The organism is Bradyrhizobium sp. P2_E8 (assembly GCF_056403875.1).
Genome location: NZ_JBFUES010000067.1, coordinates 1 through 14,707, shown reverse-complemented (window position 1 = coordinate 14,707; position 14,707 = coordinate 1). Strand labels below are relative to the sequence as shown.

General features: G+C 63.6%; 19 protein-coding genes. 9 read left to right on the top strand and 10 right to left on the bottom strand.

Going from position 1 to position 14,707, the window contains the following annotated elements; translation table 11 throughout:
• The first annotated feature begins 88 nt into the window (after positions 1-88).
• The gene (locus tag AC1D00_RS06095) at positions 89-403 is read left to right on the top strand and encodes a c-type cytochrome (protein ID WP_027545890.1); all 315 of its coding nucleotides are present in this window, start codon (positions 89-91) and stop codon (positions 401-403) included.
• A gap of 194 nt (positions 404-597) precedes the next feature.
• On the opposite strand, the gene AC1D00_RS06090 is transcribed toward AC1D00_RS06095, so the two are convergent.
• The 3 genes from AC1D00_RS06090 to AC1D00_RS06080 all read right to left on the bottom strand — a co-directional run bounded on the left by AC1D00_RS06090 (position 598) and on the right by AC1D00_RS06080 (position 2,088).
• The gene (locus tag AC1D00_RS06090; protein ID WP_027545889.1) at positions 598-939 is read right to left on the bottom strand and encodes a phasin; all 342 of its coding nucleotides are present in this window, start codon (positions 937-939) and stop codon (positions 598-600) included.
• Positions 940-1,079: 140 nt separating this feature from the next.
• Positions 1,080-1,298 (bottom strand): hypothetical protein, encoded by a 219-nt coding sequence (locus AC1D00_RS06085; RefSeq protein WP_477010039.1) that lies wholly within the window; start codon positions 1,296-1,298, stop codon positions 1,080-1,082.
• Between the two features lie 325 nt (positions 1,299-1,623).
• Positions 1,624-2,088 carry a hypothetical protein gene (locus tag AC1D00_RS06080; protein WP_477010038.1) on the bottom strand — a complete coding sequence of 155 codons (465 nt, stop codon included), beginning with the start codon at positions 2,086-2,088 and terminating at the stop codon, positions 1,624-1,626.
• Between the two features lie 193 nt (positions 2,089-2,281).
• Here AC1D00_RS06080 and AC1D00_RS06075 point away from each other — a divergent pair, with 193 nt between their 5' ends.
• Positions 2,282-2,638, top strand: a complete 357-nt coding sequence (locus tag AC1D00_RS06075) for a hypothetical protein (RefSeq protein WP_477010037.1) — start codon at positions 2,282-2,284, stop codon at positions 2,636-2,638.
• Positions 2,639-2,684: 46 nt separating this feature from the next.
• Here the strand turns inward: AC1D00_RS06075 and AC1D00_RS06070 are convergent, their stop codons facing one another.
• Complete coding sequence (locus AC1D00_RS06070) at positions 2,685-3,260, bottom strand: hypothetical protein (RefSeq protein WP_477010036.1); 576 nt, start codon at positions 3,258-3,260, stop codon at positions 2,685-2,687.
• A 46-nt stretch (positions 3,261-3,306) separates the two neighbouring features.
• Positions 3,307-3,828: a GcrA family cell cycle regulator gene (locus AC1D00_RS06065; RefSeq protein WP_477010035.1), complete on the bottom strand. Its 522-nt coding sequence runs from the start codon at positions 3,826-3,828 to the stop codon at positions 3,307-3,309.
• A gap of 166 nt (positions 3,829-3,994) precedes the next feature.
• On the opposite strand from AC1D00_RS06065, the gene AC1D00_RS06060 reads away from it, so the two are divergent.
• Positions 3,995-4,603: a S24 family peptidase gene (locus AC1D00_RS06060; RefSeq protein WP_027545883.1), complete on the top strand. Its 609-nt coding sequence runs from the start codon at positions 3,995-3,997 to the stop codon at positions 4,601-4,603.
• Positions 4,604-4,705: 102 nt separating this feature from the next.
• On the top strand, positions 4,706-4,981 hold the full coding sequence (locus AC1D00_RS06055) for a hypothetical protein (protein WP_404558156.1): 276 nt from the start codon (positions 4,706-4,708) through the stop codon (positions 4,979-4,981).
• A gap of 39 nt (positions 4,982-5,020) precedes the next feature.
• Here the strand turns inward: AC1D00_RS06055 and AC1D00_RS06050 are convergent, their stop codons facing one another.
• Positions 5,021-5,995, bottom strand: coding sequence for a quinone oxidoreductase family protein (locus AC1D00_RS06050; protein ID WP_135176631.1), 975 nt, complete (start codon positions 5,993-5,995; stop codon positions 5,021-5,023).
• Between the two features lie 223 nt (positions 5,996-6,218).
• Between AC1D00_RS06050 and AC1D00_RS06045 the strand changes: the two genes are divergently transcribed.
• The 3 genes from AC1D00_RS06045 (at position 6,219) to AC1D00_RS06035 (ending at position 8,896) form a co-directional block, all read left to right on the top strand.
• Complete coding sequence (locus AC1D00_RS06045; protein WP_404558157.1) at positions 6,219-6,419, top strand: hypothetical protein; 201 nt, start codon at positions 6,219-6,221, stop codon at positions 6,417-6,419.
• Between the two features lie 147 nt (positions 6,420-6,566).
• Positions 6,567-7,514, top strand: a complete 948-nt coding sequence (locus tag AC1D00_RS06040) for an AAA family ATPase (protein ID WP_025576438.1) — start codon at positions 6,567-6,569, stop codon at positions 7,512-7,514.
• A gap of 5 nt (positions 7,515-7,519) precedes the next feature.
• Positions 7,520-8,896 (top strand): vWA domain-containing protein, encoded by a 1,377-nt coding sequence (locus AC1D00_RS06035; protein ID WP_477010034.1) that lies wholly within the window; start codon positions 7,520-7,522, stop codon positions 8,894-8,896.
• Positions 8,897-8,922: 26 nt separating this feature from the next.
• Here AC1D00_RS06035 and AC1D00_RS06030 read toward each other — a convergent pair whose 3' ends face one another.
• Positions 8,923-9,105 carry a hypothetical protein gene (locus AC1D00_RS06030; protein ID WP_025576443.1) on the bottom strand — a complete coding sequence of 61 codons (183 nt, stop codon included), beginning with the start codon at positions 9,103-9,105 and terminating at the stop codon, positions 8,923-8,925.
• A 353-nt stretch (positions 9,106-9,458) separates the two neighbouring features.
• On the opposite strand from AC1D00_RS06030, the gene AC1D00_RS06025 reads away from it, so the two are divergent.
• The gene (locus tag AC1D00_RS06025; protein ID WP_038966715.1) at positions 9,459-9,680 is read left to right on the top strand and encodes a hypothetical protein; all 222 of its coding nucleotides are present in this window, start codon (positions 9,459-9,461) and stop codon (positions 9,678-9,680) included.
• Between the two features lie 10 nt (positions 9,681-9,690).
• Here AC1D00_RS06025 and AC1D00_RS06020 read toward each other — a convergent pair whose 3' ends face one another.
• Genes AC1D00_RS06020 through AC1D00_RS06010 form a run of 3 tightly spaced genes read right to left on the bottom strand, consistent with a single transcriptional unit; the run spans position 9,691 to position 13,637 of the window.
• Positions 9,691-11,082: an NCS2 family permease gene (locus AC1D00_RS06020; RefSeq protein WP_477010033.1), complete on the bottom strand. Its 1,392-nt coding sequence runs from the start codon at positions 11,080-11,082 to the stop codon at positions 9,691-9,693.
• A gap of 12 nt (positions 11,083-11,094) precedes the next feature.
• Positions 11,095-12,960: an adenine deaminase gene (locus tag AC1D00_RS06015; RefSeq protein WP_477010032.1), complete on the bottom strand. Its 1,866-nt coding sequence runs from the start codon at positions 12,958-12,960 to the stop codon at positions 11,095-11,097.
• A gap of 8 nt (positions 12,961-12,968) precedes the next feature.
• The gene (locus AC1D00_RS06010) at positions 12,969-13,637 is read right to left on the bottom strand and encodes a TetR/AcrR family transcriptional regulator (protein ID WP_477010031.1); all 669 of its coding nucleotides are present in this window, start codon (positions 13,635-13,637) and stop codon (positions 12,969-12,971) included.
• 197 nt (positions 13,638-13,834) lie between these two features.
• Here AC1D00_RS06010 and AC1D00_RS06005 point away from each other — a divergent pair.
• A partial coding sequence (locus AC1D00_RS06005; RefSeq protein WP_477010030.1) for a formamidase occupies positions 13,835-14,707 on the top strand: 873 nt, incomplete at its 3' end.

The window sequence follows — 14,707 nt, the reverse complement described above, 5'->3', positions numbered from 1 at the left end:
ATCATCGCCCGCATCGATCTCTCCCAATTTCCGGGATCGTGCTGCGGATGAGCATGGTGGCCGCAAGCGAACGCATGAGGGTTGCCCGATGCACCAGCATTTGAGACGAATTTGCCTGCTGCTTGCCGTGGCCTCGAGTTCCTCATCCGCTCTCGCCGCCGATGCCGGTCACGGTGCCGACCTGGCCAAGCGCTGGTGCGCAAGTTGCCATGTCGTGGCCAATGGCCAGGCGGAAGCCAGCGCCGACGTCCCTTCCTTCGCATCCGTTGCGCGCCGGCCGGACTTCAGTCCGGAGAAGCTCGCCTTCTTCCTGCTCGACCCGCATCCGAAGATGCCGAGCTTTCCCTTGAGCCGGACCGAAGCCGGCGACATCGCGGCCTATATCGGATCGCTGCGTCCATAGAGCGCCGGCCAATCGCGAAATTTGTCACAAAATGCAAATCCCTGCCGGAGGACCGACAGGGATCAGCAGAAAGGATGATGGACGGCGAATGAGAAACCATTCGGTGGCCCATCATGGACCTGCGCCAGCATCGAAATCCGGATCTCCATGCGGCGCAAGATCAATTTGTAGGCACGCAGCGCACAGACCGGGAATCAGGATTTGCCCTTGCCTGGCTGCATGAGACTGCCGGTCATCTGGCGCATGTGGTCTCCGGCGCTGGTGAACTGGCTGCGCAGGAAGTCGGACTGGATTCGCATCGCTTCCTGAAGGTCGGTGGCATGAACGAGCTTGCGCGCATGCTCGAACGCCGACTTCATGTTCTGCTCGGTGAAAGCGAGCGCCTGCTTCGACACTTCYGTCCCTGCTCCGGGAACGGATGACATCGATTTGGTGGCGGCATCGAAAAACATGCCGAAAGCCTGTTCCGCCTGGTCGATCGTCTTCTCGGCCAAGTCGCGCAGTTCGGCCGGAACTTCGAGCTTCGGTTCGATCATGGTCACACTCCTCCCTTTTTCTTAGCTAAATACCACACTTGCCGGACCGCATTCCAGCGGCGAACCCAGGGGCAAACGTCCCCCGGCGGTCCGGCTTGGGCAGGAAAACGAAGGAAAAGGCGTTTGGACGTACGCCCGGCTCAGGACAGGGGGTGTTCGGAAAGGGCTTCTTCGGTGGCGAGGTCTTCAACGAGCTTGATGACCTCGAAGCGCTGGCGAGGCGCGAGCTTCAAAAAAGCGCGGAGCAGGCGCAGGCTTTCGACCGTGCCGCTCGCAGGCGCGCCGAGCTTGAGGTGCAGTTCAGCCGCGAAGTTGAGGTTCTTCRTCTCGCACCCATGACAAGCATCGGCCTTCCTGATCGTCCCACTCGAGAGCCGAACACCATAACCGGGTGCCATGGAGAGGACGAACTCTCGGTTGGGGGTTCCGGCGGGCTAGCACGCTCGGGCTCAACCGAACAGGTTGTAGTTATGCCAAGAAACAACCCTTCCGGCAAGCCCGACCAACGGCTTAGCGATGCTTCGTCTGCATCGCACCACCGCGATTCCGGATAACAGGAATATGGACCGCCGTCACCCACCTGCGTCAAGAAGCGGCATCAGTCACGCACACGGCCCTGATTGCTGTCAACCAGCACAGCATTTCGCCTTGGTTCCGGCATGAATGGGCATTGACGCAGGCGATCTAACGCTTCTTCAGCGTATACACGTAATTGTTGAGTCCCACCTCGGCGGTTGTATCGTCGACGAAATGAACGTCGATCTCGCAGCCGGTCTCCAAAGTCCTGATCGGGACGCCAGCGAAGCCAAGCGAGGCGGCAAGCGCCTTGGGATCGGCCTTCTTGTCGGCACGTTGCATCTCGTCGAATGCGCCCTGGAAGATCATGTCGGGGCCATAATCCGTCACCTTGTACTGCGGCCTGGCGCAGGCAAAGGGGCGCGGCCCCGAGATTTCCTTCGCCTTCAGGACGACTGTCTTGCCCATCAGCCGCGCCCGCTCCGTGTCGTCAGGCTTGCGTTGCGCATCGGCCCATGGCGCGACCACGGCAGCCGCAAATGTCCAGCTTCCGATGTAGAAGGGATCTGCCGCCGCGACGGTGCCTGCGATACCGGCAGACACAAGAAGGCAAACAATGCGGGCGAATTTCATCTGACGTATCCCCTCGAGCCTTCTTGGACTCGCTTCTTCGCATCAAGGTTCATCGCTCCCGACATGTTGCCGCCGATGAACCATCGTTCAAGATCGGACGACCAAGCGTTGCGATACGGCCACGCAGATCACGGGCGCCATGGCTGACGGACTCAACCGATTCGGGCGCGCGTCAGCACCAAAGGACGACGGCATGCTTTCTCGCTGCGATCTCATCAAGGGCGCCGCGGTTGCGCTCTTCACCCTCTCGACACAAGGCGCATGGGCGCAGGAGACCAAGATGAATCTGTTCAAGATCGTCACCATCAAGGACGAAATTGTCGTCGGACTGTCGGCGGAGGAGCTCCAGGCGCTCGGCGGCAATGACGCGAGCGCGGTTGCGCACGCGCTGGCGCAGAAGGGTGACCTCACCGTCTGGCAATACAACGTGCATCGCGGCCCGAACGGCGAATTGCAGCAGGCACCGACCGCCAGGATCGGGCTTTTGGCCAACGCCTCGCTGCGTGTCGAGCCCTACACGACGCCTTACCAGATTGTACCGCATCCGTAAGCAGCAGACCGGCACGCCGGCGGCCGAGACCGCCGGCGGGCCGCAATCATCTGCGCTGGTCTGCACGCTGCGTCCCCGCCTCCGTCGCAAAGCCGTAGATCAGCGCCAGCCGGTCCAGGCATTCGCGAAACCGCCGCGCAAAATAGTCGTTCCAGCGCTGCGTACGGACGCCGCGACGCTGCCCGATCTGATCCATGGTCAGCCCCAGCACCAGCACGTCGTGCACCAGAGCGGCGCCGTCGGTGCCGAGTTCGCGCTCGATCCGGTTCAGCCGCAGCACCGCCTGTCGCTGGCTCTCGGTGACGGGCTCGCGCGTGCCGGCGCCATCGACATATTCGCGGGTTGGGTCCATCGCCTGAGGGCCCCGCTCCGCCCGCTCCCAATCGTTCTGGAAGGCGCGCCCGCCGCGGTATTGTGCCTCGTCGATCTGGTGGTGCGAGTGCAGGCGGCCGAGCGGATCGCTACGGATCGACCGGATTGCCATGATCTTCTCGCCGGGATCGAGCGCCAGCGGATTGTCGATCTCGACCTCCGCCACTTCCGCATTGAATGGCACCTCGCGCGACCGCCGGTCGTAGATCTGTGCCAGTTTGTAGGATCTGTTGCGTCGGACACGTCCCACTCGGATACTCCTTGCAAGATTGACGATTGAACGGGCGAGCGCACTCTCAGGCGGCGGAGACCAGCCTCAGCACGACGGGACCCGCGACACGGGCGGACGCAGCCCCGGAGCGGCGCGTCAGGCGCGCATGCGGCGCGCAATAGCTGGAGGCCGGCTGGCGCGGGTGGCCGCAGAAGGAGATCTCCTCCCCGTCCTTGTCACCTCCATAGGGGTAACGGCAGTCGGCCGGCGCAAGATCGACCAGCTGGACGAGGCGCGGCTGAACGCCGACACAGCGCAACTTGGCCCGCGCGGGCTTCAGTGCAGACTTCGGCGGCAGATTTAACGCCGGCCGTCGCGGCGAAAGCAGACCGGTCTCGCCCGGCAGCGAAGGCACGATCGACGGGCTCGTCACCCGTTCCGGCGCAACGAGCCCGAGCCGCTTGGCGCGGCCGGCCACTGCACTGCGCGTATAAGCCGTTCCAAACCTTGCGTTAATCCGTCTTCCGATCTCCGCATAAGATATTCCCTTGAGAAAATAGTCGCGAAGCGCGTCGGAGTGCTCCGACGGCCAATGACCCGGTTCCATGCTGCTGTCCTGTGATGCACCTCCTCCGATCGCACGACCGGGAGGCGAGACACACATTCCGGTATTCCGAAGCGAGAGTCAAGCCGTAATTCTGATATTCATAATTGCATCAATTCCGAATTTCGGATTACAAGAGGCGAGACGATGGGCAATCGAGGGAATCACCATGTTGGACGTTGCAATGATCGAGCGGGGCCTGGAGAAGACGGGCAAAAGCAAGGGGGGCCTGGCGGCAGCGATGGGCGTGCGCCCCGGCGCGGTCTCGGAGATTCTTGGTGGCGAGCGCCTGGTGAAGGCCTCGGAGATCATTCCGATCATGGAATATCTCGAGCTCAATCTCGCGCCGATCATGGGTCGCGTGGGTGCCGGCGCCGTGATTGAGCCGGACTATGAGCAGGTTCCTCCGGAGGGCCTCGGCGACATCGCGCTGCCCTTCCCGATCATGGAAGAGACGATTGCATTCGAGATCGTCGGCGATTCGATGCTGCCAAAATACGAGAGCGGCGACGTGATCGTGGTCTACAAGGACCAGCGTCATCCGCTGTCGAGCTTCTACGGCGAAGAGGCCGTGGTCCGGCTCAAGACCGGCGAACGCTATTTGAAGACCATCGAGCGGGGCAAATCCCCTTCCGTCGTCAATCTCACCAGCTTCAACGCCAAGCCGATCGTCGGCGTCAAGCTCGACTGGGTCGGGGAGATCTGCCTCTCCATGCCCAAGGGTCAGCTCGAACGGCTGCGCGCCAAGTCGGCGCGCCCCCGCAAGAAGGGCAAATAGGTCGCCGATTTCCGATTTTTGGAAATCGAACTTGACTTAATTCTGTTTTTCGAAAATACTCTGCCGCGCTTCCGACCGTTGGGGCGCGGCAGGATCGTCTCCATGCAGTATTTCGTCGTAATGATCGACTACGGGCGGCGCGGCCGCGAGGCCGTCGTCGATCCTGAAATCACGAGGCGCGAGGTCATCGCCCGCGTTGCCTCGGGTGAATACCAGAACATCTCGTTCATCCACGAGATCGCGGAGAGCTCGGTCGAGGACGTCACCGAGGCCATCCTGACCGAGGCCACCCTTCCCCACGTTCCGCCTGAAGATGTCGACCTCCAGGCGATCGGCCTCGATCACGTCCGCGACCTGCGCAAGCACGAACGGACGTGACGCAGGCCCGGGAGGTCTGCGTCAGCGTCCGGCAGAGCATCACACCAGGAGCACGGTCGATCCCGTCGTCTTGCGTGCCGCGAGATCGGCATGCGCCTTGGCCGCGTCCTTCAGCGGATAGGTCTGGTGCACCTCGATCTTGACCGCGCCGGACTTGACGACGTCGAACAGCTCGCCCGCCATCGCCACCAGGCTCTCGCGCTTGGCGGCATAGGTGAACAGCGTCGGACGGGTGACGTAGAGCGAGCCCTTCTGGGCGAGCAGGCCGAGATTGAGTGGCTCGACCGCGCCGGAGGACTGGCCGAACAGCGCAGCGACGCCGAGCGGCGCGAGGCAGTCCAGCGATTTCAGGAACGTGTCCTTGCCGACGGAGTCGTAGACCACCGGCACCTTCTTGCCACCGGTGATCTCGTCGACGCGTTTCACGAAATCCTCGCGCGTGTAGATGATGACATGGTCGCAGCCATGCGCCTTGGCCAGCTTTGCCTTCTCGTCGTTGCTGACGGTGCCGATCACGGTCGCGCCGAGATGCTTGGCCCATTGGCTCAGGATCAGGCCAACACCACCGGCCGCGGCATGGAGCAGGATCGTGTCGCCGGCCTTCACCCGATAGGTCTGCCGGATCAGATATTGCGTCGTCAGCCCCTTCAGCATCATCGCCGCCGCCGTCTTGTCGTCGACGCCGTCAGGCAGCTTCAGCAGACGGTCGGCGGGGATCAGCCGCGCCTCGGAATAGGCGCCGAGCGGCGAGGCGCCATAGGCGACGCGATCGCCCGGCTTCAGATCGGTGACACCTGGCCCAATCTCCTCGACAATGCCCGCCGCCTCGCTGCCGAGCCCGCTCGGCAGCTGCGCCGGATAAAGACCCGAACGGTTGTAGATGTCGACGAAGTTGAGACCGACGGCGGTGTGGCGGATGCGCGCCTCGCCCGGTCCGGGCTTGGCGACACTGACCTCCTCCCAGACCAGGACTTCCGGCCCGCCGGTCTTGTGAAAGCGAATGGCATGCGTCATGGGGTTGCTCCCTTATCGTTGCAGTGAAGGTCCGAGAACCGGATCGGCCTGTGAAATAGGCATTTCATCTGCCCGTTACAGTACAGAGACGTAACAAGAATGTCACAGCGAACGACAAATGCCCGCCGTTCCGCCTCTGTTCGAAAGAGTTGATGACGGCCTCGGGGCAACCGGCAGTAGCTTTTGCGCGGGGTTTGGTGGTCGCCTGCGAAGGAGAACCGAGATGCCGGCTTATGTACAGCATCATCAGGATGTCGAGATCGCGCCCGTGAATTGCCCCACCTGCATGGGGTTCCTGCCGATGTATGTGCGCGAGGTCGAACCGCATTGGAGCCTTGCCAAGATCGACTTCGTCTATGAATGCGCCGATTGCGGCGCCGAGGTCCGGCAGACGATCCGGAAGCCGGAGCCGCTGCGGCACTGACCGCGCGATCGGCAGACCGCTCAAGTATTTGCGTTAAGCGGAAAAAACGCCGTTCACGCGGATCTGATGTCTCCCAAAGGAGGCTTGTTCTTTGCCTGGAACGCAGGCAGAACAGGCTTCAAGCAAGACCTTTGGGAGCGCCCATTCGTGGCTGAACAGAAGCCCTCGACCGCGATCGAGGCAGTGGAGAGCGGCCTCGCCGCGCAGGGTTATATCGCGAGCCGCCAGATCGCGACTGCCGTCTATTTGTCGCAGCAGATCGAGAAGCCGATCCTGGTCGAGGGCCCTGCGGGCGTCGGCAAGACCGAGCTTGCCAAGGCGATCGCCGCCTGGCGCGGCATGAAGATGATCCGCCTGCAATGCTACGAGGGCCTCGACGAGGCCAAGGCGCTCTATGAGTGGAAATACGCCAAGCAGCTTCTCTATACGCAGATCCTCAAGGACAAGCTCGGCGAGGTGCTCGGCGGCGCGCAGACGCTGCACGCTGCGCTCGATCAGCTCCACGATTTCGGCGACGTGTTCTTCTCCAAGGAGTTCGTCGAGCCGCGGCCGCTACTCCAGGCGCTGGAGCAGCCGGGCGGTTGCGTGCTGCTGATCGACGAGATCGACAAATCGGACGCCGAGTTTGAATCGCTGCTGCTGGAAATCCTTTCGGACTTCCAGGTCACGATCCCCGAACTCGGCACCGTCTCCGCCATCACACCGCCGACGGTGATCCTCACCTCCAACAGCGAGCGCGACCTGGGCGATGCCCTGAAGCGGCGCTGCCTGCATCTGCATATCGGCTTCCCCGAGCAGCGGCTGGAGGAGCGCATCGTCGAGAGCCGCGTGCCCGGCATCTCGCAGACGCTGCGCCGGCAGATGGTCGGTTTCATCCACGAGATCCGCTCGCTGGATTTGAAGAAGCTGCCCTCGGTCAGCGAGACCATCGATTGGGCGCGCGTGCTGGTGCTGCTTCAGGCTTCCGAGCTCGACACCGAGATCGTCAAGGACACGCTCAACGTGCTCTTGAAATACGAAGCCGATATCGAGGCGGCCCAGCCCCAGATCACGACCTTCATTGCCAAGGCAGCACGATCCAACGTCTTCGGTTGACGCCGATGCACGAGAACATCCATCGTTTCTTTCGGGCAGCACGTGGCGCCGGCGTACACGTCTCGCCCGCCGAAAGCATCGATGCGATGCGCGCGGTTGCGCAGGTCRGTTTTTCAGACCGAACCATCCTGCGCGACACCCTGCTTCTGACGCTCGCCARATCGCAGGACGAGAAACTCGCGCTCGGCGACTGCTTTGATCTGTTCTTCAGCCAGCCGGAGCCGCGGCAGGAGCAGCCTGAGGGCGCCGACGAGGATCCGTCGCAGGATAGGGATCAAGCTCCCTCTTCCGGCGCGGCCAGTGATGCGGGCGGCGGTTCGCCGCAAGAGGAATTGGGCCCGCTCGCGCAGATGCTGCTTTCGCAGGATCGCAATGCGACCGCGGCTGCGATCGCCAGCGCGGCGGGCGCCGCGTCCCTGTCCGACATCCGCTATTCCACGCAGCGCGGCATCTTCTCCAGCCGCATCCTCGACGCCATGGGCCTTCAGCGCCTGCGCGACGACCTCGACCAGCTGACTGCAACCAATCCCGCGCTGGCCGAGCGCCTGCGCGCCGCGCTCGACTCCTTGCGCGAAGCGGTCCGCGACACCGTCTCGCAGGGTCTTGCGCTCTATGCCCGCGAAGAGGCCGAGAACCTCCGCAACGATATCCTGCGCAATGCGCCGCTTGCGCGCATCGAGCGGCGCCAGGTCGCCGAGATGCGCGCCCTCATCCGCCAGATCGCGCGCCGCCTGCGCGAGCGCTATTCCAAGCCACGCAAGCGCCAGCGCCGCGGGCATCTCGACGTCCGCCGCACGCTGCGTCGTAACGCGGCCTGGGGCGGTGTGCCCTTCCTCACGGCGTGGAAGCGCAAGCATCGCGACCGGCCGAAAATCGTCGCGCTCTGCGACGTCTCCGGCTCGGTCGCGCAGGTCTCCGATTTCTTCCTGCTCCTGATCCACTCGCTGCACGAGGTGGTCGACGACGTCCGCTCCTTCGCCTTCTCCTCGCACCTGATCGAGGTCAGCGACATCCTGGAAGCGAAATCGCCGGAAGAGGCGATGGCCGAGATCATGTCCAAAGTCGGCTTCGGCTCATCCGACTACGGCTCGTCGCTGGTCGATTTCGAGAAGGATTTCATGAGCGCGCTGACGCCGCAGACGACCGTGATCGTGCTCGGCGATGCCCGCAGCAACAATCTCGATCCGCGCGCCGACATCTTGCGCCGGATCTCCGAGCGCTCGAAGCGGCTGGTCTGGCTCAATCCCGAGGGGCGACTCGCCTGGGGCTTTGGCGATTCCGAGATGCCGCGCTATGCGACCTTTTGCAGCGTGGTGCGCCAATGCGCCACGGCGCAGCAGCTCGAGCGCGCTGTGTCCGACATCGTGGCGACTTATCAGTAGACGGCGATCACATCCGTCGTCTGGCGTCAGGCGGCAGCCAACTCGGCCTGGACGAGGTTGCACTCTCGAAAGTGATAGGCGATTTCGTCGAGCGCGCGCTGCTCCCATTCCTGGGCCTGCGCGAGCCAGAACATCCGGCGCTCCGAATCCAGCGCGGCGCGCTCCCGGCAAAGGAATTCCTGACTGCGAATTTCCACCAGCCTGTTCATGCACTCACACCCCTGCTGTGTGAAGCCAATCCCCTACGAATCAACCTAGCAGAGTCCCGTACCCCTCGCCTCACGATTTCTGTGCATATCGCGACGCAGAATGGGACAGCAATCCTTCCCGTGCACTGCGGTAGCTTTCACCCCACGATCAAGAGCCAATCATCAATTAGTGATCGCGGGTCGGGACGATATTCGTGCGCGAACGATCTTAACTCTTGTGGCGCAACGAAGTGCGGCAATTCGTGAAGAGAAGTTCTAAACCGCCCACCGAATTCCCGACTCATTGTCGTCGCATGGTCTTCATGCAGCGCCGTTAACAGAGGCGCGCGAACGGTACGATCGCTTGAGGCAACATGAGCAACGATTTCGACTTCGATCTTTCACCCGACCAGTGGGAAGCGCTGAAGGCGCTTCGCAACCCGGTGTCGAACGGTCGCCTCGCGAAGGCTTATGTCGTCGAAAGCCTCGTCAAGCTCGGCCTCGTCGTCGTCGATGACGGCGCGCCCGCAATGACACCGGCCGGCCGCAAGGCGCTGGTGCGCGGATCGTGCAAATTGCTGGATCTCGCGGCGTAGCGCCCGCGCATCAAAATATCTGGGCGATCACTATCGCGTAAGCGACGAACACGACGCCGAGCCCCCACACCATCGCCGGAATCTGCGACCGCCGGCCGACAGCCACTTCCAGGGCGATATAGCTCAGCGTGCCCAGGGCCATTCCGTTGATGAGGTTGTTGGTCAGAACGGTGACGAGCAGCGTCAGCACGATCGGAACTGCGTTGCCGAGATCGGTCATGTCGATGCGGGCAAGCCCCTGCATCATCAGCACACCGACCAGCACCAGCGCGGGCGCAGTCGCTTGTGGCGGGATGATGACGAAGATCGGCCAGAAGAACAGCGCGAGGAAGAAGAGCCCTGCAACGGTCAGCGAAGTCAGTCCCGTGCGGCCACCAGCCTGCACGCCGGTGATGGACTCGATGTACGCCGTGACGACGGAGGTGCCGAGGAGCGGGCCGACGATGGATGCCGTCGCATCGGTTGCAAATGCGGCGGTGGCGTTCGGGATCGAGCCATCGGGCTTGCGCAGATTGGCGGCGCCCGTCACGCCGATCAGCGTGCCCAGCGTCGAGAAGAATTCGGCACACAGGAAATAGAACAGCAGCGGCAGCGCCACCACGAAATGGCTGAAGAGATAGCCGAAGTCGAGCGCCATGAAGGTGCTGCTCGGCCAGCGGGGCCATGACATGATCGCCGAAGGCACCGACGTCACCATCTTGCCGTTGCCGCCGGGAACGAAGAAGCCGATCAGGGTGAGTACCGCGATCGACAGGATCAGCGCCGCCGGCACCCGGCGCGCCACCAGCACCGGCGTGAGCAGGAGGCCAAACAGCGTCAGCAGCACCGGCGGGCTGCGCAGCGATCCCATCGCGATGTAGGTCGACGGGTTCTGGACCACGAAGCCGGCGCCGCGCAACGCAATGAAGACGATGAGCGTGCCGACGGCCGCCTGGATGCCGATCTTCAGCGCCTCCGGCACGTCCTTCGCGACTTTCTCGCGCAGCTTCGACAGGCTGAGGATCAGGAACAGAACGCCGGTGAAGGCGACCATGGCGAGCGCGCCCTGCCAGGGCATGCCCATCTGCTTGACGATGACATAGGTGAAGATGACGTTCGATCCCATCGCCGGCGCAACAGCGAGCGGCAGATTGGCCCACAGCCCCATCATCACCGAGCCGACAATCGCGGCGAGTGCCGTGGCGCTGACCAGATCGGCACGATCCATTCCGGCGTTGGACATGATCGCCGGGTTCACGGCGATGATATAGGCCATCGCCGCGAACGTCGTCGCGCCGGCCATCACCTCGCGGCCGACGCTCGTGCCACGTTCGGTGAGGCCGAAGATGCGATCGAGCGGTCCAGCGGCTGCGCGCGGCGCCGGCTCCGTGGAGGCGGCTTGCGGCTTCGTCATCTCGTTCATCCCAATCCTCCCCTACCAGACCACCGGGTGTGCTTCGCCGGTCTGCACGTTGATGAAGCCGAGCGGCGCCTGCTCACACGGCGCCACCAGCACCCAGCTCCAGGGCGCGCAGGTCAGCGTCGCGAACATCAGCCGCTCGGGGAATCCCGGATACCAGCGAGGCCGGTAGGTCGGCTCATACATCCAGTCGACCTTGCGTCCCTCCGCGTAGAGCGCCTGCATCTCGGCATCGAGCGCTTGCGCCGAGCGGCAGCTCATCAGCCCGCCGACCTCGAAGCGCACGGTTGCAACCAGCTCGCCCTCGCGCACCAGCGCCCATCCGCCCTGAAGTTCGATCAGCGCGTTCACCGCCTTCGCCATCGCCGCGTCGGACGAGCCGACCACCCAGATATTGTGCTTGTCGTGCGCCACCGAGCAGGCAACTGCCGTCTCCGGCGTGCGCGGTCCACAACCGCGCCAGAACATCTTTGCGATGCGCCCGTCGCCCGAAAAGCGGTCGACGATCGCAAATTTGGTGATGGCCTCGCTCTCGTCGCGCTGCACGGCACCGTCGCGCACCGGCAGTTCGAGGGTGTAGAATTCGGGATGCCAATGGAAGGGACGGATCACGGCCGCCTTCATCGTGGTACGGCCGGGCTCGGCCCGCAGCTCGAAATCCTGAGGCTTGATCGAGCGCTTGATGTTGACCGTCTTCGTTGCCCAGTCCGGCCAGAGGATCTCGGGCACTTGGCCGAGGTAACGCTTGCCCTCGGAGATCTGGGCGCCATCGGCCCACACTTCGGCGATCGTGAGTTTGGCAACATCCGAGAGCAGCACCACGTCGCCGAAACGGCCTGGAGCCAGGCTGCCGACGAACGGCGTGAGGCGCATGTGGCGCGCCGGATTGATGGTGAGACACTGGATGGCGATTTCCGGCGCAAGGCCGGCCTCGATCGCGACCCGCGCATTATGGTCGCTGGCGCCGAGCTCGAGCGTATGGCTGGCACTGCGGTCATCCGTCGTGAACGCGATCTGCGACCAGTCCTGCAGACCCTTCGCGAGCAGCCATCTGACGATCTCGTCCATGGCATAGACGCGCAGCTCGACGAACAGGCCGCGGGTGAGCTTGTCCCAGGTTTCCTCCGGAGTCTGCACTTCGTGGTCGGACGCGAGCCCGGCCGCGGCAAAGGCGTTGATGGAGGGCAGATCCCGCAAGCCAGAGGCATGGCCTTCGACGACGCCGCGCGCCGCGAATGTCGCCTCGATCATGCCCCAGAGCCGCTTGTAGGACGGATTGTCGGGATTCCAGACCGCTGGCCAGTCCATGACCTCGTCGAGCCCGGTCACCATCAGGCTCTCGCTCATGAAGCGCGCCTGCTCATCGCGGCCATACCAGCCGCCGCCCCATTCATAGGCCGTGGGTGGCACCGCCGAGCCGGGCTGCGGAAAGATCTTGAGCGGCGAGCCGCGGCGACGCGCCTCGAACCAGAACTCGAGATTGCGCGCACCGTTGACGTTGGAGAACTCGTGGCTTGCCTCGCAGGTCCAGGTATTGCCATGCGGCAGCACCAGCGCGGCCTCCCATTCCGGCGTCAGGTGCGAGCTTTCGATATGCTTGTGCACCTCGCCGAAGCCGGGCACGGCGGCAAGATCCGGCCGATGCACGCGCTCGCGGACCTCGCCGGGATAGTCGCCGGCAGGCCCGACCCAGGCAATACGCCGGCCCTTGAAGACGATCTCCTGATCCTCGCTCCAGGTGCGGCTGTGCACATCGAGCAACCTGCCGACCCGCAAGGAGCGATCGGCCGGGCGGTGGCCGAGCGCCGTCAGCACCAGGTCCTGGCGGATGCGAACCTCGTCGGGCGCGTTGATCAGGAGGTCGTCGGGGATCGGATTCATGGCCTGCCTCACTCTACGCCGGTACGTTCGCGGATCGTGGTTCGCTTCCGCGGAGATTTGCCGGCCTTGCCGCTGCGCGCCGCGGCGGCATCGCGCTGCCGGACGTCCTTCAGGAGGGTCGTGAGCGCCCACTCGATGGCATCGGCGATCTCGCCGCTGGTCATGCCGAAATCCTCACGCATCGCATTCCAGGCCAGCACGTTGTTGAGATAGGACGCGAGCGCCTCCGCCTGACGGACCTCCTTCGCAGGGAGATGCTGCACCAGCGGCGCCATCGCCTTGCGATGCTRGTCGATCAGGTGCCGCCGGAAGCCGGCGCGCACCCGGCGGCCGGCCCGCGTCATCGCAATGGCGCGCGCCAGATGCGGATGGCGGTCGAACCGCTTGCACAGCTTGCGGAAGATCTCCGGCAGCTCGTCGGGCGAGGTAAAGGGAATGTAACTGAAGACGTTGTCCTCGATCCACTCGCCGGCCGCAGCAAACAGTTCCGCGCGGGTCTTGAAGTGCCGATAGATGGTTCGTTCAGCCACCTTCGCGCGCTTGGCCACTGCCGCCATGGAAATATCGTCGGCCGCCTCGTCCTCCAGCGTCTCGACGAAAGCCGCAACGATGCGCTGCCGCGTCATCTCGGCGTACTCGTCGCGAAGATTGGCGATATGTCGCTTTGCTGTACTCATGTCAGAAGTCTGACATCAGGCAATTTGGAGGGTCAAGCCGAGATTTGAGGCACGCCGCGCCGCAGCAATGGGCGTCGGCTCGCCCGGCCGCCCGCCTGAAAAATGGACTTTTGCGCGTCGTCAAAATCGGATTTGCTCTTCCACGAAACGATCGCACGCAACGGCGCGGCGCTCTGGTTCCAGCAAGGGAGCTGATCATGAACGGGCTTGGTGGGCTGAACAAATCGCCTGAGGGCGTGGTCATCGGGCTGGTGCAGTTGCAACTGCCGAACGTCGTCACTCGGGCCGATCTGGCAAAGCAGACCGATCGTATCGTCTGGATGGTCGGCAAGGCGCGCCGCAACCTTTCCACCATGGATCTGGTGGTGTTCCCCGAATACTCGCTGCACGGCCTCTCGATGGACACCAATCCCGAGATCATGTGCCGGCTCGACGGGCCCGAAGTCGCGGCCTTCAAGCAGGCTTGCGTCGACAACGGGATCTGGGGCTGCTTCTCCATCATGGAGTTCAACCCGCACGGCAATCCCTACAACTCCGGCCTGATCATCGACGATCACGGCGAGATCAAGCTGTACTACCGCAAGCTCCATCCCTGGATTCCGGTCGAGCCGTGGGAGCCCGGCGACATCGGCATTCCCGTGATCGAGGGACCGAAAGGCGCCAGGATCGCGCTGATCATCTGCCACGACGGCATGTTCCCGGAGATGGCGCGGGAATGCGCCTACAAGGGCGCCGAGATCATGATCCGCACCGCCGGCTACACCGCGCCGATCCGCGAAGCCTGGCGCTTCACCAACCAGGCCAATTCGTTCCAGAATCTGATGGTGACGGCGAACGTCTGCATGTGCGGCAGCGATGGCTCGTTCGATTCCATGGGCGAAGGCATGATCGTCAATTTCGACGGCACGGTGCTGGCGCACGGCACCACCGGTCGCGCCGACGAGATCATCACCGCTGAGGTGCGGCCCGACCTCGTGCGCGAGGCGCGGATCAATTGGGGCGTCGAGAACAACATCTACCAGCTCTGGCACCGCGGCTATGTCGCCGTGAAGGGCGGCGCGATGGACTGC

Bases quoted from the DNA above. Each gene is read 5' to 3' on its own strand.
- AC1D00_RS06095 (WP_027545890.1), top strand. From the start codon at position 89: ATGCACCAGCATTTGAGACGAATTTGCCTGCTGCTTGCCGTGGCCTCG.
- AC1D00_RS06080 (WP_477010038.1), bottom strand. From the start codon at position 2,088: ATGAAATTCGCCCGCATTGTTTGCCTTCTTGTGTCTGCCGGTATCGCA.
- AC1D00_RS06075 (WP_477010037.1), top strand. From the start codon at position 2,282: ATGCTTTCTCGCTGCGATCTCATCAAGGGCGCCGCGGTTGCGCTCTTC.
- AC1D00_RS06065 (WP_477010035.1), bottom strand. From the start codon at position 3,828: ATGGAACCGGGTCATTGGCCGTCGGAGCACTCCGACGCGCTTCGCGAC.
- AC1D00_RS06060 (WP_027545883.1), top strand. From the start codon at position 3,995: ATGTTGGACGTTGCAATGATCGAGCGGGGCCTGGAGAAGACGGGCAAA.
- AC1D00_RS06055 (WP_404558156.1), top strand. From the start codon at position 4,706: ATGCAGTATTTCGTCGTAATGATCGACTACGGGCGGCGCGGCCGCGAG.
- AC1D00_RS06050 (WP_135176631.1), bottom strand. From the start codon at position 5,995: ATGACGCATGCCATTCGCTTTCACAAGACCGGCGGGCCGGAAGTCCTG.
- AC1D00_RS06045 (WP_404558157.1), top strand. From the start codon at position 6,219: ATGCCGGCTTATGTACAGCATCATCAGGATGTCGAGATCGCGCCCGTG.
- AC1D00_RS06030 (WP_025576443.1), bottom strand. From the start codon at position 9,105: ATGAACAGGCTGGTGGAAATTCGCAGTCAGGAATTCCTTTGCCGGGAG.
- AC1D00_RS06025 (WP_038966715.1), top strand. From the start codon at position 9,459: ATGAGCAACGATTTCGACTTCGATCTTTCACCCGACCAGTGGGAAGCG.
- AC1D00_RS06020 (WP_477010033.1), bottom strand. From the start codon at position 11,082: ATGAACGAGATGACGAAGCCGCAAGCCGCCTCCACGGAGCCGGCGCCG.
- AC1D00_RS06015 (WP_477010032.1), bottom strand. From the start codon at position 12,960: ATGAATCCGATCCCCGACGACCTCCTGATCAACGCGCCCGACGAGGTT.